The following is a 26,218-nucleotide window of genomic DNA, read 5'->3' on the forward strand; positions in this document are numbered from 1 at the left end:
GAGCAGGCAGCTAGGCGGGTTTCTATCGGTTCTCCGGGCGCGTGGAATTGTGCGAGCCGCACAGTTTGGCTGTGCCCGCATATGATGCCATGCGGAACCTGGGCGTTAGGCGTGTGGTGAATATCGATAATGGAGGTTCGCGCATGGTCTCTGAAACGTTGTTGCCAATCTTCTCGGCGTATGGGGTGAAAGATGTTCGCCTCAACGAGCCGATGGCGAATCATACGACCTGGCGAATCGGTGGTCCAGCTGATGTGCTGGTTGTGCCGACGACCGAGGGTGAACTGCAAGGTGCTGTGCGAGCGGCGAAGGAGCTGGAGATGCCGGTGACTGTGGTCGGTCGTGGATCGAATGTGCTAGTGCTTGATGGCGGGATCCGCGGTGTCGTCGTGAAATTGCATGATGGGTTTGGCCAGATTGACGTCGAAGGGACGTCGATTGTCGCGATGGCTGGCCGCTCTTACGTCTCCGCCGCGAATATCGCTGTTCGGCATGGTCTGGAAGGATTGGAATTCGCGACAGGCATTCCGGGCACCGTAGGCGGTGCAGTCATGATGAATGCCGGCGCATATGGCAGGGAGACACGCGAGGTGCTCGCTTGGGCGGACGTCATGGATTTTAATGGCGACATCCGGCGGTACAGCAACGCCGACCTGAAGTTTGGCTATCGCTATAGCATCTTGAAAGATCATCCTGGGATTGTGGTGCGCGCGCGATTTGATTTGGTTGAGGGAGATCGCGATGTGCTCATGGCCAAGGTCAAGCAGTGGTCGGCGCGCCGGGTGGAATCGCAACCGTTGTCGTGGCCGAACTGTGGATCCGTCTTCCGCAATCCGGAGGGAGATCATGCCGGTCACTTGATTGAGAAGGCGGGCCTCAAGGGTCTTCGGCGCGGGGGCGCTCAGATCAGCGAAAAGCACGCCAACTTCATCATTAATTGCGGAGGCGCGAAAGCAGAGGATGTGCTTTGGCTTATCCGCCACGCCCAGACAACGATCCGCGAACAGTTTGGGATCGATTTGGAAACTGAGGTCCGCGTGTTAGGGGAACCGGCCTCAGGGAGGTGACGGGTGTGGAATTGTTGCGGATTCAAGGTGGCATACCGATTTCTGGCGAGACACGTGTGTATGGGGCAAAGAATGCGGCTTTGCCGATTTTAGCGGCGACTGTCATGGTGGCAGGGACCAGCGTCATTGAGGACGTTCCGGACTTAGAGGACGTTCGTGTGATGATGCAGATTCTTGAACAGCTGGGCGCACGCGTGCGCTGGCAAGGTGCGACGAGTGTCGAAGTGGACGCGTCGTCCATCCACAGTACCAACGTGCCGGCAGATTTGATGCAGCGGATGCGCTCGTCGATTTTTCTGATGGGACCGCTGTTAGCGCGTTTTGGGGACGTAACCTTGTCAAAGCCTGGCGGCTGCGTCATTGGGCAGCGCCCCATCGATTTTCATCTGCGCGGCATGCGGCAACTTGGGGCGAAGATTGACGAACAGCACGGTTATATCCGCTGTTCGGCTCGCAGATTGATCGGATCGCCCATCACACTCGATTTTCCGAGTGTCGGTGCGACCGAGAACTTGATGATGGCAGCGTCTCTCGCCGATGGTGTGACGGTCATCGAAAATGCCGCGCGCGAGCCCGAAGTGGAGGACTTAGCTCAGTTTTTGCGGGCGACCGGCGCGTCGATTGAGGGCGCTGGTACGGATACCGTCGTCGTTCATGGCTGCTCACACCTGCATGGTACGGAGTACCGGATTATTCCTGATCGGATTGTGACAGGAACGCTGTTGCTCGCGGCCGCGGCTACGCGCGGAGAACTGACGGTGCATGGTGCAAGGTTAGACCATCTTGGCGCAGTCCTTCAAAAACTGAGGGATACTGGTGTCCGGGTGCAGGCCGACCGTGATATAATTACGGTCAAATGTGACGAAACACCGTCGGCAGTAGATTTTCGCACGGCGCCGTTTCCTGGGTTTCCGACTGATTTACAGGCGCCGTTTATGGCACTGCTGACGACGGCTGAGGGCACGAGTGTGATTCACGAAAGTGTGTTTGAGGCTCGGTTTAAGCATGTTGACGAGTTACAGCGAATGGGTGCTGACGTAAATGTAGATCTGCGGACGGCAGTTGTGCGCGGCGTTCCGATGTTATCTGGTGCACGCGTGTCGGCCAGTGATTTGCGCGGCGGCGCTGCACTGCTTGTGGCAGGATTGATGGCTGACGGCACGACCGAGGTTGATGGTGTGAAGCACATCGACCGCGGCTACCAAGCGATTGAAGCGCAGCTAAGCCGGCTTGGGGCGCGTATTGAACGCGTCACGGTGTGATGAACGAGCGTTCCCGGCGCCTGATGAGTGGGCGCCGGGGCGCCTACCCGTTTGCATGCGTCGTCCAGCGTCTTGTTTCAATAGTCGGAACCACCTTGATTTAAGGAAGTGAAGTCATGCCGCAAGCGGCCATGTCGCCAGCGGATATCCAGCGACGAAAAGCCCGCAATCGGAAAATTGTCATCGGCTTCTTCGCCTTTATCGGCGTCGTCGTCGTGCTTGAGTCACCACTTGCTCGCGTTCGCTCGTTTCAAGTGTCAGGAAACACGACGATTCCAGCGCAGCGCATTATCGCGGAGAGTGGACTGCATAAAGGCCAGAGTCTTTGGCAGGTGAATCGTGGAAATGTCGCCCATCACGTCACTTCGAAGGAGCCGATGATTCAGTCGGTTGCGGTTTCGACGGACTGGGTAAAAGGTTCTATCGACCTCACTGTACGCGAGCGGCAGGTAGTTGCCGTTTACGAGACGTCGGGAAAATTTTATCAGCTATTGAACAATGGTGTGGTATACCAGGAAGCGGCACCGAAGGACGGCTTGCCGTATCCGCTCGTCACCGCTTCACAGAGCCATGTGAAGTTGGGACAAGCCGTTAGCCCAGAGGTCACCGCAGTGTGCAAGCAATTGGCGAAGGTCGATTCGGGCGTCCTGACGGATGTGTCGGAGTTCCACGTGAACGGAGATGGCACCGTGTCGCTCTATCTCGACAACCAATTCGTCGTGACTTGTGATACGAAGGGACTCGTTGGGAGCTTCAACGCCATGCATTCTGCCGTGCAGTATTTTATTGAAAAAGGGTACAAGCCTGGAAATATCGACTTGAGTGGGGCACCGCCTTACCTTTATACACCTTTTTCCAATACGAGCGCCGGGGCAAACGAGAAAGGGGCACAATGATCTTGAACACGCGGACAAAATTGACGCTATCGCTCACGGCCGTCTCCGTCGTGCTTGGGCTCATGGTGTCACTCGGCTACCGGCAGACAGAACTCTCTGCTCGGCTTGGTTCACTCACAGGGAGTCTCGCTGTCAACAAGCAATTGACGCAGAAACTCAGCAGTCTCCAGGCTGCGAACCAAGACGCTGAGCAGCAGTTGGCGTCTGTCACTGCCAGTCTGAACAAGTATGAGGCACAATCGGCTGGCTCCAGCGATGAGCTCAAGCAATTGCAGACTAAAATTCAGGATGAGCGCATTTTGGCAGGGACGACCCCGGTGCATGGACCTGGTGTGGTCGTGACGTTGAACGATGCGGGGACGACCGGCATCGATATTGCGTCGGGTATCACGCACGATTGGAACGTGCGCAGCGTCGTCAACGAGTTGTTCACAGCCGGCGCTGAGGCGGTGACCATCAACGGCGTGCGCGTCGTCGCGACGTCGGCGGTCAATTGTCAGGGACCTACCGTCACCGTGAACGGACGGCAGTTGGCGGCGCCGTTCGAGGTCGATGCGATTGGTGATCCGACGACGTTGAAGAAGGCCCTCATGTTGTCCGGAGGCATTCTGGATGCGCTCCGTCAGCAGGGGTTGCAGGTGTCGACCCCGCAGGCCAAGTCGGATATTCAAATGCCTGCGTACACAAGTCCGCTGCGGGCTGATGCAGGAAAGTGAGTGAGTGCGTATGCAGCGCAGGAGTTTAATTTTAGGGGTGTCCGCCATCACCACCGCCCTGGGCTTTATGCTGACGGTGCAGATCACCTCGCGCCCTTCCTATAGCAGCAGTCCCACAAGTTATATCGACTTGCGGACGCAGGTGGACGAGCTGGCGCAGGAACACCAAATTCTCGAGAATGACATCTCGAAGGCGAGGGTCCAGCTCGACGAATATCAGGCGGCCAAAAACAGCGGTTCCTTGCAAAAGGTACTTTTGAACGATCAGAAGACAGTCGAGCAACAGGCAGGCATTGCACCTGTGAGTGGTGCGGGCATCACCATTGAGATGGCGTACGATCCGTCCATTCCAACGGTCCCTGAAGATCAGGCCGCGTTCCCTGGCCTGCAAGACCAGATGCTCGCCGAAGTGGTGAATACGCTGTTTGGCAGCGGCGCGACAGCCGTCAGTATCAATGGTCAGCGACTGGTGACTACGTCGTCTATCCGCCTCGTGTCCGGCCTCGCTGGAATTACCGGGGTCAATGTCAACAAGACGCCGATCACCATGCCGTATGAGATATCAGCGGTCGGCAATGTGCAGACGATGGAGGCAGGGCTGACTGTCGAACAGTTGAAGGACGCGTTCAATATGTGTGGCGTCTCATTTGATGTCACAGCCCATACGGGCGCGCACGGCGTACAGGTGCCTGGCTATAGCGGCGTGTTGCCTGGACAGTGGGCAAAGGAGGGGAACGGTTGATGTTCTGGTTACCGGTCGTCGGTTTGGTGGTCGGCGTCGCTTTGGGGCTCGTCACCAATATTACTGTTCCGGTCGCGTTGTCCAGTTACTTGTCAATTGCGATTTTAGCCGCACTCGACACAGTACTTGGAGGAATCCGCGCGAGTCTGGAGAAGTCATTTGACGGAGCCGTCTTTTTAACCGGCTTTTTTACGAACACGTTGGTTGCAGCGTTACTTGCCTACATTGGCAATCAGTTGGGTGTCGACTTGTATCTCGCTGCTGTTGTGGCCTTTGGCGTCCGCCTATTCAACAACATTGCGTCGATTCGCCGCGGAGTTTTCCTGCTCCTTCGGCAGCGCAAGTTGAATCGCGAGAACGTTGCTGGTCGAGCACAGTTGTGAATTATTTTGAGGATTGAAGAGGAATGTCGAAAAACGTGTGGAAATAGATAGAGAATCGCAGTCTTCGGCGCTCTAGGGAGGTGCCACTCGGTTGGCCAAAGAAGATTACATCGTCAGTCTCGACATCGGCACTTCGAAAATTCGAGCCATCATCGGGGAGCCCACAGGTTCAAGCATCAACGTCATCGGAGTTGGTTCCGCCTCCGGTGAAGGCTTGCGCCATGGGTCCATTGTCGATATAGATTTGACCGTTGAATCTATTCGTGAAGCCATTGACCATGCGGAACGCATGGTGGGGATTCACATCTCGTCTGCTTACGTAGGTATCTCGGGAAACCACATTCAGCTGCACAGCAGTCACGGCGTGGTCGCGGTGTCGTCTGCGGATAGGGAAATTTCGGATGAAGACATCGAACGCGTGTTACAGCAGGCGCGCGTCGTTGCACTGCCGCCAGAGCGCGAAGTCATCGACGTCGTCGCGAAAGAGTTCGTCGTCGACGGTCTGCGCGGCATTATGGACCCACGGGGAATGCTCGGTGTTCGCTTGGAAGTAGAGGCCTATCTCATCACGGGCAGCCGTACGGCAATTCACAATGTCGTGCGCTGTGTCGAACGCGCAGGGCTGGAAGTCGCCAATTTGGTACTGATGCCGTTGGCAGCCAGTCACATCGCACTGTCGAATGATGAGCGAAAGCTCGGTGTCGCACTCGTCGATATTGGCGCAGGTGCCACAACTGTCACGATTTTTTCCAATGGTGTCCTCATGGGGACGAGTATCATTCCAATGGGCGGTGACTACGTCACGCATGACATCGCCATTGGGTTGCGCACGAGCACCACGTCTGCTGAGCAGGTGAAACTGCGGCACGCGTGTGCAGTCGTTGCCCAGGCGTCTGAAAACGAGACGTTTCAAGTTCCGAGGATGGGCAGTAACAAGGACACGGAATACACGCAATACGACCTAGCGACGATTGTTGAACCTCGGATGCAGGAGATATTTGCACTCGTGCAAAAAGAGGTAGAAAAGATGGGGTATGCGGATGACTTGCCTGCGGGGTATGTCCTGCACGGTGGCGTCATGTCGACGCCTGGGGCGGCTGAACTCGCCAGCGAGGAGCTTCAGGCACCGGTTCGCATCGCGATACCAGAATTTCTGGGCGTGCGAGATCCATCTTTTGTGAATGGTGTCGGCACGATTGCGTACGCAGCCCGGACAGGTTTGCGGCCGACTCCGATGGACCAGTCAGCACCGGTTCGTCAGGTTAAGTCGTCGGGTGGCATGTTTACGCGGATTAAGGATTGGTTGCGCGACTTTGTATAATGCTGAGAGGTTCGCAGCTCGTCGGCGTGTCCAGAGCGGGATGTGTGGTGGCTCGCGGACAACCTCTCGTCCCCTGACCGCGAGAGAGGCAGGGATAGGCGTGGAGCGATATATGTTGAGGAGGAGCAGTCATGCTGGAATTTGATTTTGAATCGGATTCCCTGGCGCATATTAAAGTGATTGGCGTCGGCGGCGGTGGGTGTAACGCGGTCAACCGCATGATTGAATCCGGCGTCAAAGGCGTCGAATTTATAGTCGTCAACACGGATGCCCAGGCATTGAAATTATCGAAGGCGGAAACGCGGCTTCAGATTGGCGAAAAGCTAACTCGCGGTCTGGGAGCTGGTGCGAATCCTGAAATTGGCAAGAAGGCGGCAGAGGAAAGCCGCGAAATGCTCGCAAATGCACTGAATGGTGCAGATATGGTGTTTGTCACGGCCGGCATGGGCGGCGGCACCGGCACAGGTGCGGCGCCAGTCATCGCTGAAATCTCGAAGGAGATTGGCGCATTGACCGTTGGCGTCGTGACCAAGCCGTTCCGCTTTGAGCAACGTCGGCGGATGGTACAGGCAGAAATGGGCGTCTCTGCTTTGAAAGAGAAGGTAGATACGCTGATTGTCATCCCGAATGATCGACTGCTCGAAATCGTCGACCGCAACACGCCGGTTCTCGAAGCGTTCCGCGAAGCGGACAACGTCTTGCGCCAAGGTGTGTCGGGTATCTCTGAACTGATTGCCACGCCGGCGCTCATCAACGTGGACTTCGCCGACGTCAAAGCGATTATGACGGAGCGCGGTTCGGCGCTGATGGGGATTGGTATCGCTTCTGGCGAGAACCGTGCCGCAGAGGCTGCGAAAAAGGCGATTTCGTCACCGCTTCTGGAGACGTCTATCGATGGCGCACGAGGCGTCTTGATGCACGTCGCTGGCGGTACCAACCTCAGTCTTTGGGAGGTTAATGAGGCAGCGGATATCGTGTCGACGACGGCGGATGCGGAAGTCAACATGATCTTTGGCGCTGCGATTGACCCAGATCTCGAAGATGAGATTGTTGTGACCGTCATTGCAACTGGTTTTGAAGGAAATCAGCCGAATCATGAAACGACGCCAGAGCACGCTACGCGTAGCACTGTTCAGCGGCACAGCACGATTCACGATGCGCCGCCGTCGGTTCCGAATACCGGTAATGCTTGGGATGTGCCGGCATTCATGCGGCGTCGCGACGGAAATAAGTTTGGTCGCGACAGGTAAGTGTAAGTCTGTAAACGTGTAGAAGGCGTTTATCTGTAAGGTCATGAGGCTGTTCTTGCGCATCGAGAGATGTCTGCAAGGGCAGCCTTTTGTCGTGTATGCCACCGCGCTCTTGCTAGTGTTCCCTCTTTCTACACATGTCCCGCATCTTCTACAAAAAGTCTATGAGATTTCAGTCAAGTTCCGACAGGCTTCGTAATAGAGATAAATTATACTTCCCTTAAAACGGCTCGAGGTGGTTACGTGCCTGCGACGCCAGTCGTCTATATCGACGTAGTCTTTGTCGTCAATTTCGTCATGGATGGCGTGTTATTGTGGACCACCGGCTGGTTACTCAAACGTAGCACGCGACTCCGGCGAGTAGCACTCGGAGCACTCCTTGGGGCTGGTTACGGACTATGCATGTTCTTTCCCATTTTGTCCTTGCTCACCACTTGGCCTGGGAAGGCACTGATGTCTGTCGCCATGGTTTTCATCGCGCTGCCGCACAAGGGAATGCTTGACCTGCTTCGCCAAGTTGTCGTCTTCTTCTTTGTCTCGTTTGTGTTTGCCGGTGCAGCAGTCGCGTTGGGATTCGCCATTCCCAGCACGTCTTTGGGAAAGGGTATCGCCGTAAACGGGCATGGTCTCATGTTCGCCACGTCAGGCGAAACATTGGCTTTAATGGCCGCCGTGCCGATTTGTGTGTTTGGCATACAGAGATTGATGATGCGACTCCGGCGGGTGCAACAGCGCAGCAACTGGATAATACCCGTTGAGGCGAAATTTGGCGACGTAGTGGTTCAGTTTGATGGCTTGTTGGACTCAGGCAATCAACTGTATGATCCGGTCTCTAAACGCCCGGTATCCTTTGTGGATATGGACATTTTGTTGCCGGTACTACCTGAGGACGTACGAGGGGAAATCGCGAAGGGAACGGACTTGTTGACTGCTGTGGCTACCCTGGCGGCCTCGACGTCGTTTAGTTTGGTTCCGTTTCAAGGAGCTAGTGGTAAGGGCCTGACGGTGGCATTGCGACCGGATGAAGTCACCTTACAACAAAAAGGGGAGCGGCTTCGGGTACGCGACGCTCAACTCTTGGCAGTGTACCCAGGCACACTCAGCAGCGATGGAACATTCCAAGCGATTTTGCATATGGACACGATGAATGGAGATGACGAGGTTGAAAGCACTCGACACACTCAAGGACCTCAATATGAAATTGCGAATTCGCCTCCGGTTGTTCTATCTACGCATTCGCGTGAGACTCCAAGGCAGTCCTGAAGAGGTCTATTATGTTGGGGGAAGCGAGGCGCTGCCGCCGCCGTTGACCCGCGAAGAAGAGCAATATTTGCTCGAACAATTGCCGTCGGGCGACGAGTCCGTGCGTGCGATGTTAATCGAACGCAACCTTCGGCTGGTCGTCTATATTGCCCGCAAGTTTGAAAACACGGGCATCAATATTGAAGACCTTGTTTCAATCGGAACTATCGGGTTGATTAAGGCCGTCAATACGTTTGATCCGACGAAGAAGATCAAACTCGCTACATATGCTTCAAGATGTATTGAAAACGAGATTTTGATGTATCTTCGTCGCAACAACAAACTGCGTTCGGAAGTCTCGTTTGATGAGCCGCTGAACGTGGACTGGGATGGCAACGAGCTGTTGCTGTCAGATGTCTTAGGGACGGAATCCGATACGATTTACCGCAACTTGGAGGATGAGGTCGATCGCGAATTATTGTATGACGCCCTGGAAAAATTATCGGAGCGCGAGCGAAAGATCATGCAATTGCGGTTTGGCCTGGGGACTGGGCGTGAGATGACGCAAAAAGACGTGGCAGACCTACTCGGTATTTCGCAATCTTACATTTCGCGGTTGGAAAAGAGAATTTTGAAACGGCTGCAACGCGAGTTTAACAAGATGATCTAAATGAGCCTCTAGGGCGCGTCCGAACGCACATCACCGCATTCGGACGCGCCCTCGTCCAACGCTGGAAACTCCCCCTAGTTCGCCTACTGACCAAGGCATTTACGCAACTTATAAAGGGATTTTTCGCTCTCGTTTCAGCCCCGCCAAAGCGGTGCATAACTTCATCTTTCACGGACATACTGAAGACGAATTATGGAAATTATGGATATGCCCGTGGCAGATCAATGCACCTTTTGGGGGGAACTTCTATGAAGCGCAACAAGGTCGAAATCTGCGGCGTCAACACCTCACAACTTCCCGTCTTAACCAATGTTCAAATGCGCGAGTTGTTTGCCCGACTGCAAAGCGGTGAACTGTCGGCGCGCGAGCAACTTGTGAATGGGAACCTCCGCTTAGTCTTATCTGTGATTCAGCGCTTTAACAATCGAGGGGAATATGTTGACGATTTGTTTCAGGTCGGTTGCATTGGTCTCATGAAAGCCATTGATAATTTCGACCTCGGGCAGAATGTACGTTTTTCTACGTACGCCGTACCCATGATTGTGGGAGAAATTCGACGTTATTTGCGGGATAACAATCCGATTCGCGTGAGCCGTTCCTTGCGGGACATCGCATATAAGGCTTTGCAGGTTCGCGACGCGCTGACGACTCGTCACCTGCGAGAGCCGACCATTATGGAGATTGCCAAGGAAATGGATGTCCCGAAAGAAGAAGTGGTGTTTGCGCTCGACGCAATCCAGGACCCTGTGTCGATGTTTGAGCCCATTTACCACGACGGGGGAGATCCCATCTATGTGATGGATCAGATTCACGATGACAAGGAACTCGACGCGAGTTGGGTGGAGGGTATCGCGCTTCGCGAGGCCATGCACAAGCTGAACGACAGAGAGAAGAAAATTTTGTCCATGCGATTCTACGAAGGAAAGACACAAATGGAGGTCGCAGACGAAATCGGTATCTCACAAGCGCAAGTATCCCGTCTCGAAAAAGCGGCGATTCAGCGTATGCATAAACACATTCAGTCGTAAAAGCCTGTAGTCCTGTCATATAGATGAAATATGACTAGGAGGAAGGCGGATCCGTCTTGATGCGAATATCTGACTTGCAATCAAAAGATGTCGTGAATGTGGAAGATGGAAAGCGTCTTGGTACCATCGGCGACTTGGAGCTCGACACCGACAGCGGACTTGTCCGGTCGCTCGTCATCCCTGGACAGGGGCGGTTTTTTGGGATGGTCGGCAGTACACAGGATTACATCATTCCGTGGAACCAGATTGTCAAAATTGGTTCGGACGTCATTCTTGTCGATTTGCGGCCGCCCAGTGAGACTGGGTATTATATTCCCCCGGACTCCGGGAAACGCGGCACGGGTGGGTATTGAAATTGTGTCAATCCATCGCCAAAGGCGGCACGGCTCATGTATGATATTCCTGGGGGGATGAGCGTGCTAACGAACTGGTACCAGTACGGCAATAGCATCGGCGTGCAACCCGAGTGGACCACTGCGGGCGTGCGCGCCTTGTTTACGTTTCGCCACCATCCGGACGACCCGAACGACACGTTGAACCTGGCGTTTCAGGAGGGCACGCCGTCATCTGCAACCGTGACCAATCGGTCGCTTGTTGCCAAGCAGATGGGGGTGGAGTTGTCCTCGCTTGTGTTTGTGAAGCAGGTTCATGGGACATCTGTGGTGACCATCACGGCAGAAGACCGGGGGATGGGGGCGATGGCGCCCGACGCGAATCGCGTGTCAGCAGACGCGATGGTGACGAATGTTCCCGGTGTGACACTTTGCATATTGACGGCGGATTGTGTCCCTGTTCTGTTTTACGATCCGGTGCGTCGCGCCGTCGGTGCCGCACATTCCGGTTGGCGCGGTACGGTCGGGCATATCAGCGCTCGGGTCGTGGAAGCGATGCAACGCGAGTTTGGTACGAAGCCGCGTGATTTGTTGGTGAGCATCGGTCCGTCGATTCGCAGTTGCTGCTATGAAGTGGACGACGTGGTGGCGGAGCCGGTAGCACGTGAATTTCAGGATCCGGTTTTGTTTTTGCGCTTCGGAAAACCGAATAAATATCGGTTTTCGATGCAATCTGCCATTCGCATGGATTTAGAACGTCTCGGCGTGGCGCGGGCGCGGATTGAAGACACGGGATTGTGTACGTCCTGTCGGGCCAACCACTTGTTTTCGCATCGTAAAGAGCAAGGTCGCGCAGGTCGACTTGGTGCGTTAATTGCACTTGCGTGAAATGGGGGCGCTGTGGTGGACGATTCGTATATCTTGAAAAACGTAGAACAGGTACGTACACAGGTGCAGCGTGCACTGTCGCGACGTGGTCGACCTGCGGACGCTGTTAGAATTATCGCCGTGACGAAGTCGGCGACAGCCGATGTTTTACCTCTCTTGGCGGATGCCGGGATTCTCGACGCTGCGGAGAATCGCTGGCAGGTTGCGCGGGACAAGTTTGAACATCCCGCTGCCAAGCGGTTTGAGTGGCACTTCATCGGCTCTTTACAAACGAACAAGGTGAAGTATATCGTGCCAAGGTTCGACTGGGTCCATTCGGTGGATAGGTTGGAGCTGGCTCGCGCGTTGTCGCAAGAGGCTGTAAAACAATCGCGCACGTTGAATGTGCTACTGCAGGTGAATATTGCTCACGAACCGCAAAAGCACGGCTTTTTCGCAGATGATGTCAGAGCCGTCGCTGGTGAGGTGGCAGCATTGCCAAACTTGGTGCTGCGCGGACTCATGGCCATGGCACCAAAAGTGGATGACATGGAGGAGACTCGCCACGTGTTTCGCGCGATGGACGAGCTGCTCTTAGAGACTCGGCAGACACTTGGACTACCTCAATTGACGGAGTTGTCAATGGGGATGTCGGAAGATTATCCGGTCGCTGTAGAGGAAGGTGCCACGATGATCCGCGTCGGCAGGCATCTAGTTGGACACCCCGGCGGGGCCAAGGAGGAGTAGACATTTGGGTTTGTTGGTGAGTGTCGTCCGCGGCTTATTTTCTGCGTACTGGTACGTTTTGCTGGCAGCCGCGTTTGTCGGCTATGTGCCAGATATTCGTCATACGCGCGTGGGGCAGTGGCTTGCGCGCGTGACGGATCCATATTTAAATTTGTTTCGGCGCGTCATTCGGCCGGTGCCGATTGGGCAGATTTATTTGGATTTATCGTGGATTGTCGGCGCCGCGGTATTTTTTGTGATTGAAGAGGCGGTAGGGATTGTGATGGTGCGACTGTTGGTGAATCTGCAATGAGCGATAAACACGCTTGGGTCCGCGAGGGAGAACGGCCATTCGTTCGGACAAGCGAGGACTGGTGTGCGCAAGTGGAAGCAAAGGGTCATTGGTACCTGACTGATTTCCTCACACCGCGCGAAGAATATCTTGTCAACAGCGTGGCGGTCGGCCGTGGTCTCGTCGTCGAGACGTTCGGTGGTTATGTGCATGCAGAGCGACGGCGCGCCTTGTTGATGCCTGGCGAGTGGTATCCACAGCCGGAAGATTACGCAATAACCTGTCTGGAGTTGACTTCCCTCGAGGGGCCACTGCGCCACAAGGACGTCTTGGGTAGCGTGTTGGGCCTCGGCTTGCAAAGAAAAATGCTCGGTGATATCGCCGTTCTTGGCGCCAAGGCATATGTGTTCGTCACGGATGCAATGGCGAATTTTCTCTATGAATCGCTTGGCCGCGTCGGGAGATCGACCGTGTCCGTGGCGAAAGTGACAGAGACGCCCGAATTGCCAGCGCCGGATTACGAAGAAATGGACGTGAGTCTGGCTTCGTTGCGGTTGGATGCAGTCGTTGCACATGCATGTCATATGTCGCGGGCAAAGGCGCAGGCTGCCGTGGAGCGCGGCGACGTCACACTGAATTTCGTAGCCGCTACCAATCGCGATGAAATTGACCAAGGAGATTTGTTGTCTGTTCGGGGGTTTGGGAGAGTCAAGATTCTACAGACGCTTGGCACGACCCGCCGGGAGCGCACGCGTGTGCGGGTCGGCGTTCTTCGATCCAACCGTTAGTGTCTATTGTCGGACCGACCGCAATTTCGCGGGAGGAATTACTCGTTTTATGTCGAAGTACGTCTTCATGGAGTTTGTCGATAGATGCCTTGTCCTGCAAGGCGCTGTCGAATAAGGAGGACCCAAGGTGCCCCTGTCGCCAATAGACATTCACAATAAAGAGTTTAATCGCTCGTTTCGAGGTTATAACGAAGATGAGGTAGATGACTTTCTCGAACGTGTGATTCAGGATTACGAAGGGCTTATTCGTCAAAATAAGCAGCTTGAGGAAGAAATCAACCGTCTGAATGAGAAACTTGCGCACTATGACAGTCTGGAGAACAGCCTGAGCAAGTCGATTCTGGTGGCGCAAGAGACCGCAGAGGAACTCAAAGGCAACGCGCGCAAAGAAGCACAACTGATTATTCGCGAGGCAGAAAAGAATGCCGATAAAATTGTCAGTGAGGCGTTGAATAAGGCGCGCAAGATTGCGTTAGATATGGAAGAGATGCAGAAGCAGGCAGCCGTGTTTCGGGCGCGTTTCCGCTCCCTCGTACAGTCTCAGTTGGAGATGATGGAATCCGGGGATTGGGAATCGTTTGACCGTGAGCTCGCGCGTCGGGAAGCAGCGATTGCGGAGTCAGGGCTCTAAGGACAACCGAAACGTTTGCGGCTTTTGCGGTTATCAGTACGGCAAATGGAGTGTGAATTCGCGCAGCGAATCGCACTCCGTTTTTTATTGGAAGCCATGTTGTTGGATTTTTCCGGCTGCACGGCCCTTGCCCACAACACGGAAAAAGCATATCGTCGTCCGATACGCTTTTTCTTAAGTGATTATCGCGCCTTGCGCATCGATGTTTGAATGTGCCATCTAGTGTAATCGCCGCCCGATGACGAATAGGCAGAGCCCGAGCCCGAGTGCCACCAGGCAGACCGGTGTCAGCGGAATCACCATTTGAAACCACAGCTTCGTCAACCAGCAGGCGATGAGCAAAATTGCGCCAACCCACATTAATATCCAAGCCACTGTTAACACTTGATTTCGTCGCAACCGTTTTTTCGCTCCAGTCGTGAATTCATCCACTCTTCTATCATACACCTAGCCTTACGCTCGGCGTTTGACAGTCCCGTGAACAAGCGCAATTTCGGGTTTGTAATATATGGAATACGCTGTGGGAGAATGTGGTCCATCCATGCCGGTATGGTTTGTTTCCAGATACCTACACTAAGGTGCAGGAGGCGGAGAGATATGGATTCGACAAAGCCTCATGCGACACCATGTGAACAATGCAGTATGGCGGATCGGGGATTGACTCAGGCGGCAGCCTATCTTGAACGCGCCAATTTCGCTGGCTACGTCGATTTGCTTCAAAAACCTTGGCGACTGGCGTTGTCCAATCTCATCGGTGGCATATTTCGCGGAATCGGCATTGGACTCGGCTTCACCGTGATTGCTGGAACGATTGTCCTGATTTTACAGGAACTCGAGGTGTGGAATTTACCGATCATTGGCCGGTATATCGCCGACCTTGTCGCTATCGTTCAAGCCCAACTGCATACCAAGCAGTATACCTACTGAACAATATGACGCATCAAGGTGGTGTGCGAAATGAATTATGAACAATTGCGGGCGGAACTCGTCGCGACGAAGAACGAGATCGAGCGACGGCTCGAACAAGATACGGAGAGCGCCAATCTGTCCGAGAGCATGCAGGTGGAGTTGTCTGAGTTGTCGCTGTACGACAATCACCCGGCAGATGTCGGGAGTGAACTGTTTTTGCGAGGGATGGCTGTCGGCGACAGAGTTCGCGACGAGGCGCATCTAGAAGATATCGAACAAGCGCTTCGCGCGATGGACGCGGGCACATATGGACAGTGTCGCAAATGCGGGCGGGCCATTTCCATGGAACGCTTGGCTGCCATGCCGACGGCCATGTATTGTGTGGAATGCCAGCGCGCGGAGGAAACACAAAAGAAGCATCACCATCGCCCAGTGGAAGAACATATGCTCTATCCAGGATTTGGGGAAATTTGGCATGACAGAGAAGACCAAAATGCATATGACGGAGAAGATGCTTGGCAGGACGTCGAGCGCCACAATGAGCGCCCAACGTATGATCACTGGTATGAACAGGTCGATCTCGACGACAACCAAGGCATCGTCGACGATATGGACGTGATCACCAACGAGCAATACCAAGATCAACTGCCCCCATCACCTACTTATCGTCCGCGTGAATTTTGAGGGCGAATGTATCTGCGCGCAACCCAAGGCGCAAACACTCCAGTGCAAGTACGTCCGCAGGTGGAATGTTACCCAGGTTGACGGTTTGCCCAAACCGTTTAATCAATTCCACTTGCTGGACTTTTTTCGGTGCTTCCCAAATGATTTTGCCGCGCACCTCAGGGGGCAACAGGTGGATGAAATCGTCGATGATAGACGTGTCCACTTGCCCGTCGTCACCATAAATGCCCACGTTTTCGCCAGACTCGCGCCCCTCCACGACGACGTAGTCTGCCCCTGCGCCTAGATCTGCGACGACTTGTTGCGCATAGGTGCGCACGTCGGCTGTATGGTCTAATTTTTTGCCTACTTCTGAAATGACGAGTTTAAATGCTCGCTTTGCTGTTTCGATGGCGTATAATCGGGTGTCTGCGTCCAACTCGATGGTTCCGTCGGATACTTCGATGGCTGTGAACCCAAGTTTTGCGCAGCGTTCGACGTATTTGTCGTAAACGCCTTGGGTCAGTGCGATTTCGCCTAGTGTGCCGCCAGGGCATGTCTGAACGGAGTACACGCGGGCGAGCGACAATTTCTGCCTAAGTATGTGCCGTGGATAGAGGCAACTCGTTCCAAAGCCAAATTTCACTACGTCCATGTAAGGGGACGCTACTTCTAGAATATCCCCTAACTGCTCGTAGCCGAGCCCTTTGTCGATGACCATCGTCAGTCCGTTATCACGTGGTTTCCCGGGGCGTTTGCCAAGTGGGTACCCAATGATTTGTGAGAAAGGACCTGGGTCTGATAAAATCACGGTGTTCACGCTCCCGAGCTTTGTCGTCTTATCCACGGTATGCGGTCTGCGTACAAACGTGTGCAGGCAGGGGGCAGTCCACGCGAAATAGGTGACATGGTGTGCTTTATCTGGTTGCGGCTCTGATTTACGTCTTAGATCAATTGATTAAGTGGCTGATTCGCGCAAATTTGCCGATTGGTCATAGTGTCACCGTGATTCCGGGTGTGGTCGAGTTTCTCCACATTCAAAATAACGGCGGAGCGTTTAGTATTTTCCCGAATCAAATTTGGCTGTTCGTGTTGGTCGCGGTGGTGGTTACGGTTGCGGTCATTGTGATTGATCGCAAATATCGTCCCGGACTCCTTGTACAGACAGGGCTTGGGCTGTTGCTCGGCGGTGCGGTGGGAAATATGACGGATCGGGTCGTGCAACATTCGGTCACCGATTACGTGTATTTTTCTATCATTCATTTTGCAATTTTCAACTTGGCGGATGCGGCGATTGACGTTGGGGTCCTGTTGTTACTCATCAACAGTTTCCGCTCGCCAAAGGGGACGAAAACCGATACAAAGGAAGATATTGACTCATGAGAAGTGCAGTCCGAACGGCGTATTTGGTAGGGACAGAGGAAACCGGCGAGCGACTCGATAAGTGGCTTACGGAACATTTGCAAGACGACGATATCGATATCTCGCGCAGCGTCGTTCAGAAGTGGGTGAAGGCAGGGCTTGTCAGTCGCATACCAGCAGGCAAAATCAAGGCGAGTGACGCGATTGAGGCTGGGCAGACGTACACCGTCGAGGTGCCGGAAGATGAGCCATTCGAGATTGTGCCAGACGATATCCCGCTGTCGATTGTGTACGACGACCCACACGTCGTCGTCGTCGACAAGCCGCGCGGACTTGTTGTCCATCCAGCGGCTGGGCATCCGCGAGGAACGGTCATCAATGGACTCGTCGCCCGGGGCATCACACTCTCGGCACTCGGCGGCGACATGCGCCCGGGTGTGGTTCACCGAATCGACAAGGATACGAGTGGCCTGGTCATGTTTGCGAAGACGGAGATGGCGTATTATGCGCTGACGGAGCAACTTCGGACGCATAGCGTGGAGCGTCAATATATCGCCATTGTCCATGGGCGGATGACGCACGAGACAGGCACTGTGGAGATGCCTATCGGGCGAGATCCGCAAGATCGGCAGAAGATGGCGGTGGTAGAGAGCGGCAAGCGCGCTGTCACACACTTCCAGGTGTTGGAGAAGTTTGAACGATATACGCTCGTTCAGTGCCGGTTGGAGACAGGGCGTACACATCAGATTCGCGTTCACTTCGCGGCGATTGGCCACCCGCTCGCGGGTGACCAGGTGTATGGTCGACGCCACACCCTGCCAATCCATGGACAAGCCTTGCACGCCAAGACACTTGGTTTTATCCACCCTGAAAGTGGTGAAATGGTGCGCTTGGAGAGTCCGCTTCCGGATGATATGGAAAAATTGATTTCCAATCTGCGAGCGGGGTTGATTGGTTAATCCGCCTCGTATGCAAGCGCGTTTGAAAAACATTGGTTGACATATGTCACGTGCATCTGGTAGTCTTTGAACAAATTGAATTTGCCTTTAAACCAATCCCGTGAGGTTGGAAAGGAGTCGTGAATAGCTATACGTGCGTCCAATTTTGGTCGCCTGTATAGTGGCACCCTGCGGCCACCATCCAATCGGATGGTGGCCGTTTTTGTGTCGTCGACTTCCTCAAGTGAAAGGCGGAATACCTGTGGTAAACAAATCTCAAATCATGGATGATGCGGCAATGCGACGTTCGTTGACGCGAATGGCGCACGAAATTCTCGAACGCAATAAGGGACTGGACAACCTTGTCCTCGTCGGTATCCTGACGCGCGGTGTCACGCTCGCACAGCGAATTGCGGCGAAATTGCAGGAAATTGAAGGGCAAAGCGTGCCTTGTCTGACACTCGACGCGCGCCCGTTTCGCGACGACTTGGACGATAGAAACGTCAATGATGCGCCGCCGCCGGACTTGGATGTTCGAGGGCGCAATGTCGTGCTTGTCGACGACGTGCTGTATACCGGCAGGACGGTGCGCGCAGCGCTCGATGGGATTATGAAGGCTGGGCGGGCACAGGTGGTTCAACTTGCGGCGTTGGTGGATAGAGGACATCGCGAATTGCCGATTCGTCCCGACTTCGTCGGCAAAAACGTACCGACGGGCCGGACGGAGGAGGTCATCGTCAAGCTGTCGGAAGTCGACGGGGAAGACGGGGTTTGGATTGTGAGCCAACGGTAGGCAGGAGTGGTCACGTGAGACATGTATCGACAGTCAGGCAATTTGATTTACAAGAGACGACTCGCTTGATTGAACGCGCTGAGTATCTGCGTACCGCCAAGCGCGCGGAGATTCAAAAGAACTTGGCGGGGATGTTGGTGGCGACGCTGTTTTACGAGCCAAGCACGCGCACGAGGCTGTCGTTTGAGGCGGCTGTCTACCGCCTTGGCGGTCAGGTCATCAGCGCTGAGAACGCACAGGAGAACTCGTCGTCGAAAAAGGGCGAGACGCTCGCCGACGTGTTCCGGATTGTCGGCGCCTACGTCGACGCCATCGTCATTCGCCATCACAGTTCGACGGAGTTGGAACAAGCGATGCCCTATGCGCCCGTACCAGTTATTAACGCGGGTGCGGGCAGTGGCGAGCATCCCACGCAGGCGCTGCTCGACGTGTACACCATTTGGCGGGAACTCGGGCGCATCGACAATCTTTCCGTGGCTGTCCTTGGCGATTTGAAATACGGACGAACCGTCCACTCGCTCTTACGTATGTTTGCGATGATGTCAAACATATCACTGAAGTTGTATTACCCCGAAGGATTGGGATTGCCTGGTGACCTTCTGTCAGAGATGGCGCAAGCGGGGGTACGCGTGGAACACGCGGCGAGCGTCGAGGAGGCGCTAGCGGGTGCGGATGTCGTGTACCAGACGCGGATTCAAGCCGAGCGCTTGGAGGCCCTCGAGGAGGTTTGCGCCGCGTCAGACTATGCAATCCAAGCGAAACACTTGTCTGTGTTGCCTGCGCACGCGAGGATATTGCATCCGCTGCCGCGGGTGGGCGAAATTGACCCGGCTATCGACCCGGATGCCCGCGCAGCGTATTTTCGCCAGGCGGAAAATGGCTTATATCTGCGCATGGCGCTGCTTGAGCAAGTGTTAAAGGGGGAACTGTCGTGAAGGTACGGATTGAAGGCGGCCAATTGCTCGACTCGCGATGTGGCGAGTTGTTTCGGGCGGATATCGCCTACGACGACGAGCGCGGTCATATTGTCGCAGTTGGTGATTGTCTCGGCGAGGCCGATAAAGTTGTGAAGCTGAACGGGGAACTGGTGTTGCCTGGCTTTGTCGATATGCATGTGCACCTGCGAGACCCGGGTTTCACGGACAAAGAGACGCTTGCGACAGGACTTCAAGCAGCTGCGGCAGGCGGGTTTGCGCATGTGGCTTGCATGCCAAACACAAACCCACCCGTGGACTCAGCGGCGCTGGTCGAAGATATCATCGCGCGCGGTAGGGCCATCGGCAAGGCGGACGTTCACCCGATTGCCTGTATCACCGTCGGGCAGGCGGGCGATGAACTCACCGATTTTGAGGCGCTTAAACAGGCGGGTACCATCGCGCTGTCGGATGATGGCAAAGGCGTTCAACATGGCGCGCGGATGCTCGAAGCGATGGCGCGGGCCAAAGCGGCAGGGTTGCCAGTCGTCATCCATTCGGAGGATGAGACGCTCTCGCTGGATGGCGTCATCCACCCGGATGCGGCCAAGCGCATCGGCGTCAAAGGGCTGCTGCCGGAATCGGAAGCGGCGATGATTGCGCGCGACATTCTCTTGGCTGAGCGCACAGGTGCGCACTTGCACGTGTGCCACGTCAGCACGGAGCAGTCTGTGGCGCTGATTCGCTGGGCGAAGGCGCGCGGCGTCAACATCACGGCGGAAGTCACACCGCATCACTTGCTGTTGACGGAGTCCATCATCACGCACGACGACGCAGTGTTTAAGGTCAATCCGCCGCTGCAAGGGGAGCGCGACAGACACGCTTGCTTGGAAGGGTTCCTCGACGGCACGCTGGACATCATCGCGACAGACCACGCACCGCACACGGCGGAAGAAAAGGCGCGCGGCATCGCGCACGCACCATTCGGCATGGTCGGCATTGAAACGGTGTTCCCTCTTCTTTATACCTACTTAGTTGCGCCCGGCGTGGTGCCACTGAGTCGGCTGGTCGACGCGATGACTAGGCGCCCCTCCGAGTTGTTTGGCCTGCCAGGTGGCAGCATTCGCCCGGGTTCACCTGCGGATTTGACCATTGTGCGCACCGATGAGGAGCGGCGCATTGACCCAGAGCAGTTTTATTCCAAGGGTAGAAACACGCCATTTACCAATTGGCATGCCGCCGGCTGGACCGTGCGCACGATTCTTCGTGGCAAGGACATCTTTGTACAAGGGGAGGAGCGACTTTCATGAAACATCACCTAGACAGACCTACTGCGCGTCTGATTCTCGAGAGCGGGCTCGTCTTTGAAGGCGTTGGTTTTGGGGCCACCGGCGAGCGCTTTGGCGAGGTCGTCTTCAACACCGGCATGACGGGCTACCAGGAGATTCTCACCGACCCTTCGTACTACGGGCAGATTGTCACGATGACCTATCCCCTGATTGGCAATTACGGCATTAACGTCGACGATGTCGAGTCTCACCATCCACACGTTCGCGGGTTTGTGGTGCGCGAATTTTGTGAAACGCCGTCGCACTTCAAACAGACCGAATCGTTAGAAGCGTATCTCAAAGAACATCAGATTATCGGTATCTCGGGCATTGATACGCGGCAGTTGACGAAGGCCATCCGGTCGCAGGGCGCCATGCGCGCGGTGATTACGACGAGTGAGACCGAGACCTCGCTGTTGCTCGAGCGGATGCACGAAGGAGCAATTGTCGACGCCGTCAAGTCGGTGACCACGCAGACGGTATACCGCAGCCCAGGCGCAGGTTTTCGCGTCGTGCTCGTCGACTACGGCATGAAGTCGGGTATTTTACGCGGACTGCTGCACCGTGGTTGCGACGTCATCGTCGTTCCGGCGACTTCGACCGCCAAGGAGATTCTCTCCTGGCACCCACACGGCGTGATGTTGAGTAACGGACCCGGCAACCCGGAGGACGTCCCGTTCGCGGTTGAGGCACTGAAAGAGCTGCTCGGAAAAGTGCCTATCTTCGGCATTTGCTTAGGTCACCAACTACTCGCGCTCGCTTGTGGCGCGCGGACGAAGAAGATGAAGTTTGGCCACCGTGGATCGAATCAACCGGTTAAAAACCTCCGTACCGGCCGCGTCGATATCACCGCGCAGAATCACGGTTACATGGTCGATGCCGACTCCCTTGCCGCCACCGACTTGTTACTGACACACGTAAACCTCAACGATGGCACCGTCGAAGGCCTGGCGCACAAGGCACTGCCGGCGTTTTCTGTCCAGTACCACCCCGAGGCTCGACCAGGTCCGACAGATGCCAACGGGCTGTTTGATGAGTTTGTCGAGATGATGAAATCCGTCCAAGAGGGGAGTTTTGTACCGTGCCAAAGCGTGCAGATTTGAAGAAAATTATGGTCATCGGCAGCGGTCCTATCATCATTGGTCAGGCCGCTGAGTTTGACTACGCCGGTACGCAAGCATGTCAGGCACTGAAGGAAGAGGGCTACGAGGTGGTCCTCGTCAACTCCAATCCTGCGACGATTATGACGGATCCTGATATTGCTGACAGAGTTTACATTGAGCCGATTCGCCTCGATTTCGTCTCGCAAATCATTCGCAAAGAGCGCCCAGATGGACTGTTGGCGACGCTTGGCGGCCAGACTGGATTGAACATGGCCGTGCAACTCGCCAAAAGCGGCATTTTAGAACAAGAGGGTGTAGAACTGCTCGGGACGCCCTTGTCCGCCATCGAAAAGGCGGAGGACAGGGAACTGTTTCGCAACCTCATGCGCGAACTTCATCAACCCGTGCCCGAGAGTGCAATCGTCCACACGCAGGAAGAGGCCAACGCGTTCGCCGAGAAAATCGGCTTTCCCATTATCATTCGCCCGGCGTACACGCTCGGCGGCACAGGCGGAGGCATCGCGAAGAACTGGGAGGAATACCAGGAGATTGTCGAGCGCGGCCTGACCATGTCGCCGATTCAACAGGTGTTGGTCGAGCAGAGTATCGCCGGCTACAAGGAAATTGAGTACGAAGTGATGCGGGATGGCAATGGCACGGCAATCGTCGTTTGTAACATGGAGAATTTCGATCCGGTCGGCGTCCACACAGGCGACAGCATCGTCGTCGCCCCGAGCCAGACGTTGTCCGACTCGGATTATCAGATGCTGCGCGACGCGAGCTTGACCATCATTGGCGCGCTGGGTATAGAAGGGGGCTGTAATGTCCAGTTCGCCCTGGATCCGCACAGTTCCAATTACTACGTCATTGAAGTGAATCCGCGTGTCAGCCGTTCGAGTGCGCTCGCGTCGAAGGCGACAGGTTATCCGATTGCGCGCATTGCGACGAAGATTGCCGTGGGATATGGTCTCGACGAATTGCGCAATCCGGTGACGCAGGAGGCGTACGCCGCTTTCGAACCGGCACTGGACTATGTCGTGACGAAAATTCCCCGCTGGCCGTTTGATAAATTCCGCAGCGCCCAGCGCCGGCTCGGTACACAGATGAAGGCGACCGGCGAAGTGATGGCGATTGGCCGCAGCTTCCCAGAGTCGTTGATGAAGGCCATTCGCTCGCTCGAAATCGGCGCGGAGTCGCTCTGGATAAAAGCTGCTTTGGCTTGGTCTGATGACGAGATCGAACGAAAAGTGGAAGTGGCGGAGGACGACCGGCTGTTCGCCATCGCCGAGGCGTACCGACGCGGTTGGACGACGGCGGAAATTCATCAGAAGAGCCGCATCGACCGCTGGTTCCTCTGGCACCTGGAGGCACTCGTCGACTTGGAGCGGCAGTTGGCGGAAGTCGGCAAACGACATATGCCGGCGCAATCACTGCTGGATACGCATGCAGCGCTTATCGCCACGGCTAAGCGCAAAGGTTTCCCGGACGTGGAGCTTGCCCGCCTCCTCGGCGTCGATGCGAAGGACATCCGGGCTTGGCGCAAAGCGAATGGGCTCGTTCCTGTCTATAAAATGGTGGACACGTGTGCCGCGGAGTTTGCCGCCACGACACCGTATTACTACAGCACCTACGAGCGCGAGGACGAGGTGACAGAGTCCGATAGGAAAAAGGTCGTCGTCCTCGGTTCGGGCCCGATTCGCATCGGCCAGGGTATCGAGTTTGACTACTGCACCGTTCACGCGGTCTGGGCTTTGCGGCGCCAGGGGTACGAGGCGATTATCATCAACAACAACCCAGAGACGGTCTCCACGGACTTCAGCACGTCTGACCGCCTCTACTTTGAACCGTTGCACATTGAGGACGTACTCCATGTCATTGAACGCGAGCGGCCAGAGGGTGTCATCGTTCAGTTCGGCGGCCAGACGGCGATTAACTTGGCTGGGCCGTTGGCGGAAGCTGGCGTGAAAATCTTTGGTACGTCGCGGGAGGACATCGACAGCGCTGAAGACCGCGAGAAATTTGACGCATTGTTGACCGAACTGGACATCTCCCGCCCGCAGGGCGTCACGGTGACGACGGTCGACGCGGCTATCGACGCAGCCGAAGGGCTTGGGTATCCAGTGCTTGTTCGGCCATCGTACGTGCTGGGTGGTCGCGCCATGCAAATCATCTCGAACACCGCCGAATTGTTGCAGTACATGGACGAAGCGGTCGAGGTATCCGACCAGCACCCGGTGCTCATCGACCGCTATGTGCAGGGTATCGAGGTCGAAGTGGACGCGATTAGCGACGGCGAGACGGTGGTTATCCCCGGCATCATGGAGCACGTCGAGCGCGCGGGCGTCCACTCGGGCGATTCTATTGCGGTTTACCCGCCCCAACACCTGAGTGACTCGGTCAAGGGCGTCATTGAGGAGTACACCATGCGCCTCGCGCGGGGGTTAAAGGTCCGAGGGCTTGTCAATATCCAGTTCATCGTGCACGACGATACGGTTGAGGTGATTGAGGTCAACCCACGCTCATCGCGCACGGTGCCGTTTTTATCGAAGGTGACGGATGTTCGCATGGTCGATCTCGCCATGCACGCCGTCTGCGGCGGCCGCCTCGCCGATTTGGGGCTCGTGAGTGGACGCGTGAAAGAGGCGGACACAGTGGCGGTTAAGGTACCGGTGTTCTCGTTTGCCAAGTTGCACCGAGTCGACATCAGCCTCGGACCTGAGATGAAGTCGACGGGTGAGGTCATGGGTCGCGATGTGCATTATGAGAAAGCATTGTACAAGGGGATGGTTGCCGCTGGGACGGTCATTCCGACGCACGGCACCGTGCTCGCGACGATCGCCGACAAGGATAAGATGGAGGCGTATCCGCTGCTCGCCGAGTTCGCCCGCCTGGGCTTTCGACTGGCCGCGACGGAGGGCACGGCGAAGTTTTTGCGCGAGCGGGGACTTGAGGTTCGCGTCGTCAACAAACTGGCGCAGGGCACGCCGAACCTCGCGGATGACATTCGCCAAGGCGGCATTCAGTTGGTCATTAACACCCTGACCAAAGGCCTGAAGCCAGAGCGCGACGGTTTCCGCATTCGCCGCACAGCGGTGGAACACGGCGTTCCATGCCTGACGTCGTTGGATACAGTCGCGTCCTTGCTCGACATTCTCAAACTGATTCACTTTCAGACGATGGCACTGGGGGATGCATCGATGGTGCAGCTTCAGGAAAGCGGGTGGCAGGCGTGAGTGTTCGAGACGCCCTGCTCGATTCAAAGTACGACGTGGCGCGCAAGGCGACATATCTTGCGCTCGACGTCGCCGACAGCGCGCAAGCGATGCGTCTGGTCGAGACGTTTACGCCTGTCGTCGACGGCTTCAAGGTGGGGCTCGAATTGTTCCACCGGGCGGGTATGGCCTTGGTTGATGAGTTGTTGCGGCGCGATTTGCGCGTCTTTCTCGACATGAAACTGCACGATATCCCGAACACCGTGTACGGTGCCTTGCGCGCGATTTGTTCGTCGCCAATTGAGATGGTCAACGTCCACGCGCAAGGTGGCCGGCACATGCTCGAAAAAGCCCGCGAAGCGGTGTCCGCGAGCCCCTATCAGCCGCTTTTGATAGGTGTGACGGTGCTGACCAGCTTGTCTGCCGAAGACTTGAGGCAGATAGGCATCGCAGATGCCCCACGCGACGCAGTCGCGCGTCTTGGTAAACTGTGTGTCGACGCAGGGCTGGATGGTGTGGTGTGCTCGGCAGAGGAACTGACGACGCTTAGCAACTGCGTGCCACCCACGTTTGAACGCGTGGTGCCGGGGACGCGTTTGGCGACGGATGACACGCATGATCAGATGCGCATCACGACGCCAGTACACGCCATGGCGACGGGGGCCACACGCCTGGTGCTCGGACGAGCTATCCGCGATGCGGCGGATCCGATGGTTGCCTTACAACGCTATTGGGATGAGATGATGGAGGGAGTACACCAAAGTGGAACTGCTACTTGACAGC

The 26,218-nt window shown here is 55.7% G+C and carries 29 protein-coding genes; 27 read left to right on the forward strand and 2 right to left on the reverse strand.

Features of this window, described 5'->3' with window-relative positions:
* Positions 1–143: 143 nt before the first annotated feature.
* The 17 genes from murB (at position 144) to K1I37_RS09185 (ending at position 14,213) form a co-directional block, all read left to right on the forward strand.
* Positions 144–1,067: a UDP-N-acetylmuramate dehydrogenase gene (murB, locus tag K1I37_RS09105; protein WP_021295397.1), complete on the forward strand. Its 924-nt coding sequence runs from the start codon at positions 144–146 to the stop codon at positions 1,065–1,067.
* 5 nt (positions 1,068–1,072) lie between these two features.
* Entirely contained in the window at positions 1,073–2,329 is a 1,257-nt protein-coding gene (gene murA / locus K1I37_RS09110; RefSeq protein WP_021295398.1) for a UDP-N-acetylglucosamine 1-carboxyvinyltransferase, read from the forward strand.
* A 116-nt stretch (positions 2,330–2,445) separates the two neighbouring features.
* Entirely contained in the window at positions 2,446–3,225 is a 780-nt protein-coding gene (locus tag K1I37_RS09115) for a cell division protein FtsQ/DivIB (RefSeq protein WP_021295399.1), read from the forward strand.
* 2 nt (positions 3,226–3,227) lie between these two features.
* The gene (locus K1I37_RS09120) at positions 3,228–3,941 is read left to right on the forward strand and encodes a DUF881 domain-containing protein (RefSeq protein WP_031218001.1); all 714 of its coding nucleotides are present in this window, start codon (positions 3,228–3,230) and stop codon (positions 3,939–3,941) included.
* Between the two features lie 10 nt (positions 3,942–3,951).
* Positions 3,952–4,683 (forward strand): DUF881 domain-containing protein, encoded by a 732-nt coding sequence (locus K1I37_RS09125; protein ID WP_031218003.1) that lies wholly within the window; start codon positions 3,952–3,954, stop codon positions 4,681–4,683.
* The gene (locus K1I37_RS09130; protein WP_021295402.1) at positions 4,683–5,066 is read left to right on the forward strand and encodes a small basic family protein; all 384 of its coding nucleotides are present in this window, start codon (positions 4,683–4,685) and stop codon (positions 5,064–5,066) included. The genes K1I37_RS09125 and K1I37_RS09130 overlap by 1 nt, the downstream gene beginning before the upstream one ends.
* A gap of 91 nt (positions 5,067–5,157) precedes the next feature.
* Complete coding sequence (ftsA, locus tag K1I37_RS09135; RefSeq protein ID WP_021295403.1) at positions 5,158–6,387, forward strand: cell division protein FtsA; 1,230 nt, start codon at positions 5,158–5,160, stop codon at positions 6,385–6,387.
* Positions 6,388–6,518: 131 nt separating this feature from the next.
* Positions 6,519–7,637 (forward strand): cell division protein FtsZ, encoded by a 1,119-nt coding sequence (ftsZ, locus tag K1I37_RS09140; protein ID WP_021295404.1) that lies wholly within the window; start codon positions 6,519–6,521, stop codon positions 7,635–7,637.
* Between the two features lie 243 nt (positions 7,638–7,880).
* Positions 7,881–8,900, forward strand: coding sequence for a sigma-E processing peptidase SpoIIGA (locus tag K1I37_RS09145; protein ID WP_021295405.1), 1,020 nt, complete (start codon positions 7,881–7,883; stop codon positions 8,898–8,900).
* Complete coding sequence (sigE, locus tag K1I37_RS09150; protein WP_021295406.1) at positions 8,833–9,549, forward strand: RNA polymerase sporulation sigma factor SigE; 717 nt, start codon at positions 8,833–8,835, stop codon at positions 9,547–9,549. Before K1I37_RS09145 ends, sigE begins: the two co-directional genes overlap by 68 nt.
* Before the next feature lie 248 nt (positions 9,550–9,797).
* The gene (gene sigG / locus K1I37_RS09155) at positions 9,798–10,577 is read left to right on the forward strand and encodes an RNA polymerase sporulation sigma factor SigG (RefSeq protein WP_021295407.1); all 780 of its coding nucleotides are present in this window, start codon (positions 9,798–9,800) and stop codon (positions 10,575–10,577) included.
* Between the two features lie 56 nt (positions 10,578–10,633).
* On the forward strand, positions 10,634–10,930 hold the full coding sequence (locus K1I37_RS09160) for a YlmC/YmxH family sporulation protein (protein ID WP_031218008.1): 297 nt from the start codon (positions 10,634–10,636) through the stop codon (positions 10,928–10,930).
* Between the two features lie 63 nt (positions 10,931–10,993).
* Positions 10,994–11,797 (forward strand): peptidoglycan editing factor PgeF, encoded by an 804-nt coding sequence (gene pgeF / locus K1I37_RS09165; RefSeq protein WP_236613823.1) that lies wholly within the window; start codon positions 10,994–10,996, stop codon positions 11,795–11,797.
* Positions 11,798–11,812: 15 nt separating this feature from the next.
* Positions 11,813–12,523, forward strand: coding sequence for a YggS family pyridoxal phosphate-dependent enzyme (locus K1I37_RS09170; RefSeq protein ID WP_021295410.1), 711 nt, complete (start codon positions 11,813–11,815; stop codon positions 12,521–12,523).
* A gap of 4 nt (positions 12,524–12,527) precedes the next feature.
* Positions 12,528–12,815 (forward strand): YggT family protein, encoded by a 288-nt coding sequence (locus K1I37_RS09175; protein ID WP_021295411.1) that lies wholly within the window; start codon positions 12,528–12,530, stop codon positions 12,813–12,815.
* Positions 12,812–13,582: a YlmH family RNA-binding protein gene (locus K1I37_RS09180; RefSeq protein ID WP_021295412.1), complete on the forward strand. Its 771-nt coding sequence runs from the start codon at positions 12,812–12,814 to the stop codon at positions 13,580–13,582. The genes K1I37_RS09175 and K1I37_RS09180 overlap by 4 nt, the downstream gene beginning before the upstream one ends.
* Positions 13,583–13,709: 127 nt before the next feature.
* On the forward strand, positions 13,710–14,213 hold the full coding sequence (locus tag K1I37_RS09185) for a DivIVA domain-containing protein (RefSeq protein WP_021295413.1): 504 nt from the start codon (positions 13,710–13,712) through the stop codon (positions 14,211–14,213).
* A 219-nt stretch (positions 14,214–14,432) separates the two neighbouring features.
* Here K1I37_RS09185 and K1I37_RS09190 read toward each other — a convergent pair whose 3' ends face one another.
* Entirely contained in the window at positions 14,433–14,645 is a 213-nt protein-coding gene (locus K1I37_RS09190; RefSeq protein WP_021295414.1) for a hypothetical protein, read from the reverse strand.
* 165 nt (positions 14,646–14,810) lie between these two features.
* Between K1I37_RS09190 and K1I37_RS09195 the strand changes: the two genes are divergently transcribed.
* Together K1I37_RS09195 and K1I37_RS09200 are read left to right on the forward strand one after the other, a co-directional pair.
* Positions 14,811–15,140 carry a DUF5665 domain-containing protein gene (locus K1I37_RS09195; RefSeq protein WP_021295415.1) on the forward strand — a complete coding sequence of 110 codons (330 nt, stop codon included), beginning with the start codon at positions 14,811–14,813 and terminating at the stop codon, positions 15,138–15,140.
* A 30-nt stretch (positions 15,141–15,170) separates the two neighbouring features.
* Complete coding sequence (locus K1I37_RS09200; RefSeq protein ID WP_021295416.1) at positions 15,171–15,806, forward strand: TraR/DksA C4-type zinc finger protein; 636 nt, start codon at positions 15,171–15,173, stop codon at positions 15,804–15,806.
* Here K1I37_RS09200 and comA read toward each other — a convergent pair.
* A complete protein-coding gene (gene comA, locus K1I37_RS09205; protein ID WP_021295417.1) occupies positions 15,781–16,596 on the reverse strand; it encodes a phosphosulfolactate synthase in 816 nt (271 codons plus the stop codon). The genes K1I37_RS09200 and comA overlap by 26 nt on opposite strands.
* Positions 16,597–16,697: 101 nt before the next feature.
* Here comA and lspA point away from each other — a divergent pair, with 101 nt between their 5' ends.
* The 8 genes from lspA to pyrF all read left to right on the forward strand — a co-directional run bounded on the left by lspA (position 16,698) and on the right by pyrF (position 26,214).
* Positions 16,698–17,168 (forward strand): signal peptidase II, encoded by a 471-nt coding sequence (lspA, locus tag K1I37_RS09210; RefSeq protein ID WP_021295418.1) that lies wholly within the window; start codon positions 16,698–16,700, stop codon positions 17,166–17,168.
* Positions 17,165–18,106: an RluA family pseudouridine synthase gene (locus K1I37_RS09215; protein WP_021295419.1), complete on the forward strand. Its 942-nt coding sequence runs from the start codon at positions 17,165–17,167 to the stop codon at positions 18,104–18,106. Before lspA ends, K1I37_RS09215 begins: the two co-directional genes overlap by 4 nt.
* A 241-nt stretch (positions 18,107–18,347) precedes the next feature.
* Positions 18,348–18,878 carry a bifunctional pyr operon transcriptional regulator/uracil phosphoribosyltransferase PyrR gene (gene pyrR / locus K1I37_RS09220; RefSeq protein ID WP_021295421.1) on the forward strand — a complete coding sequence of 177 codons (531 nt, stop codon included), beginning with the start codon at positions 18,348–18,350 and terminating at the stop codon, positions 18,876–18,878.
* A 14-nt stretch (positions 18,879–18,892) separates the two neighbouring features.
* The gene (gene pyrB / locus K1I37_RS09225) at positions 18,893–19,813 is read left to right on the forward strand and encodes an aspartate carbamoyltransferase (RefSeq protein ID WP_021295422.1); all 921 of its coding nucleotides are present in this window, start codon (positions 18,893–18,895) and stop codon (positions 19,811–19,813) included.
* Entirely contained in the window at positions 19,810–21,102 is a 1,293-nt protein-coding gene (locus K1I37_RS09230; protein WP_021295423.1) for a dihydroorotase, read from the forward strand. Before pyrB ends, K1I37_RS09230 begins: the two co-directional genes overlap by 4 nt.
* On the forward strand, positions 21,099–22,223 hold the full coding sequence (gene carA / locus K1I37_RS09235) for a glutamine-hydrolyzing carbamoyl-phosphate synthase small subunit (protein ID WP_021295424.1): 1,125 nt from the start codon (positions 21,099–21,101) through the stop codon (positions 22,221–22,223). The genes K1I37_RS09230 and carA overlap by 4 nt, the downstream gene beginning before the upstream one ends.
* Complete coding sequence (carB, locus tag K1I37_RS09240) at positions 22,202–25,456, forward strand: carbamoyl-phosphate synthase large subunit (RefSeq protein ID WP_021295425.1); 3,255 nt, start codon at positions 22,202–22,204, stop codon at positions 25,454–25,456. Before carA ends, carB begins: the two co-directional genes overlap by 22 nt.
* Entirely contained in the window at positions 25,453–26,214 is a 762-nt protein-coding gene (gene pyrF / locus K1I37_RS09245; RefSeq protein ID WP_021295426.1) for an orotidine-5'-phosphate decarboxylase, read from the forward strand. Before carB ends, pyrF begins: the two co-directional genes overlap by 4 nt.
* Positions 26,215–26,218 lie beyond the last annotated feature (4 nt).

The organism is Alicyclobacillus acidoterrestris (genome assembly GCF_022674245.1).
In the GTDB taxonomy this organism is placed as follows: domain Bacteria; phylum Bacillota; class Bacilli; order Alicyclobacillales; family Alicyclobacillaceae; genus Alicyclobacillus; species Alicyclobacillus acidoterrestris.

What these genes read in the sequence shown, in the direction of transcription:
- sigE (WP_021295406.1), top strand. Translation starts at nt 8,833, where the DNA reads ATGAAATTGCGAATTCGCCTCCGGTTGTTCTATCTACGCATTCGCGTG.
- carA (WP_021295424.1), top strand. Translation starts at nt 21,099, where the DNA reads ATGAAACATCACCTAGACAGACCTACTGCGCGTCTGATTCTCGAGAGC.
- K1I37_RS09130 (WP_021295402.1), top strand. Translation starts at nt 4,683, where the DNA reads ATGTTCTGGTTACCGGTCGTCGGTTTGGTGGTCGGCGTCGCTTTGGGG.
- K1I37_RS09200 (WP_021295416.1), top strand. Translation starts at nt 15,171, where the DNA reads ATGAATTATGAACAATTGCGGGCGGAACTCGTCGCGACGAAGAACGAG.
- K1I37_RS09180 (WP_021295412.1), top strand. Translation starts at nt 12,812, where the DNA reads ATGAGCGATAAACACGCTTGGGTCCGCGAGGGAGAACGGCCATTCGTT.
- K1I37_RS09115 (WP_021295399.1), top strand. Translation starts at nt 2,446, where the DNA reads ATGCCGCAAGCGGCCATGTCGCCAGCGGATATCCAGCGACGAAAAGCC.
- ftsZ (WP_021295404.1), top strand. Translation starts at nt 6,519, where the DNA reads ATGCTGGAATTTGATTTTGAATCGGATTCCCTGGCGCATATTAAAGTG.
- K1I37_RS09125 (WP_031218003.1), top strand. Translation starts at nt 3,952, where the DNA reads ATGCAGCGCAGGAGTTTAATTTTAGGGGTGTCCGCCATCACCACCGCC.
- K1I37_RS09195 (WP_021295415.1), top strand. Translation starts at nt 14,811, where the DNA reads ATGGATTCGACAAAGCCTCATGCGACACCATGTGAACAATGCAGTATG.
- K1I37_RS09215 (WP_021295419.1), top strand. Translation starts at nt 17,165, where the DNA reads ATGAGAAGTGCAGTCCGAACGGCGTATTTGGTAGGGACAGAGGAAACC.
- murB (WP_021295397.1), top strand. Translation starts at nt 144, where the DNA reads ATGGTCTCTGAAACGTTGTTGCCAATCTTCTCGGCGTATGGGGTGAAA.
- sigG (WP_021295407.1), top strand. Translation starts at nt 9,798, where the DNA reads ATGAAGCGCAACAAGGTCGAAATCTGCGGCGTCAACACCTCACAACTT.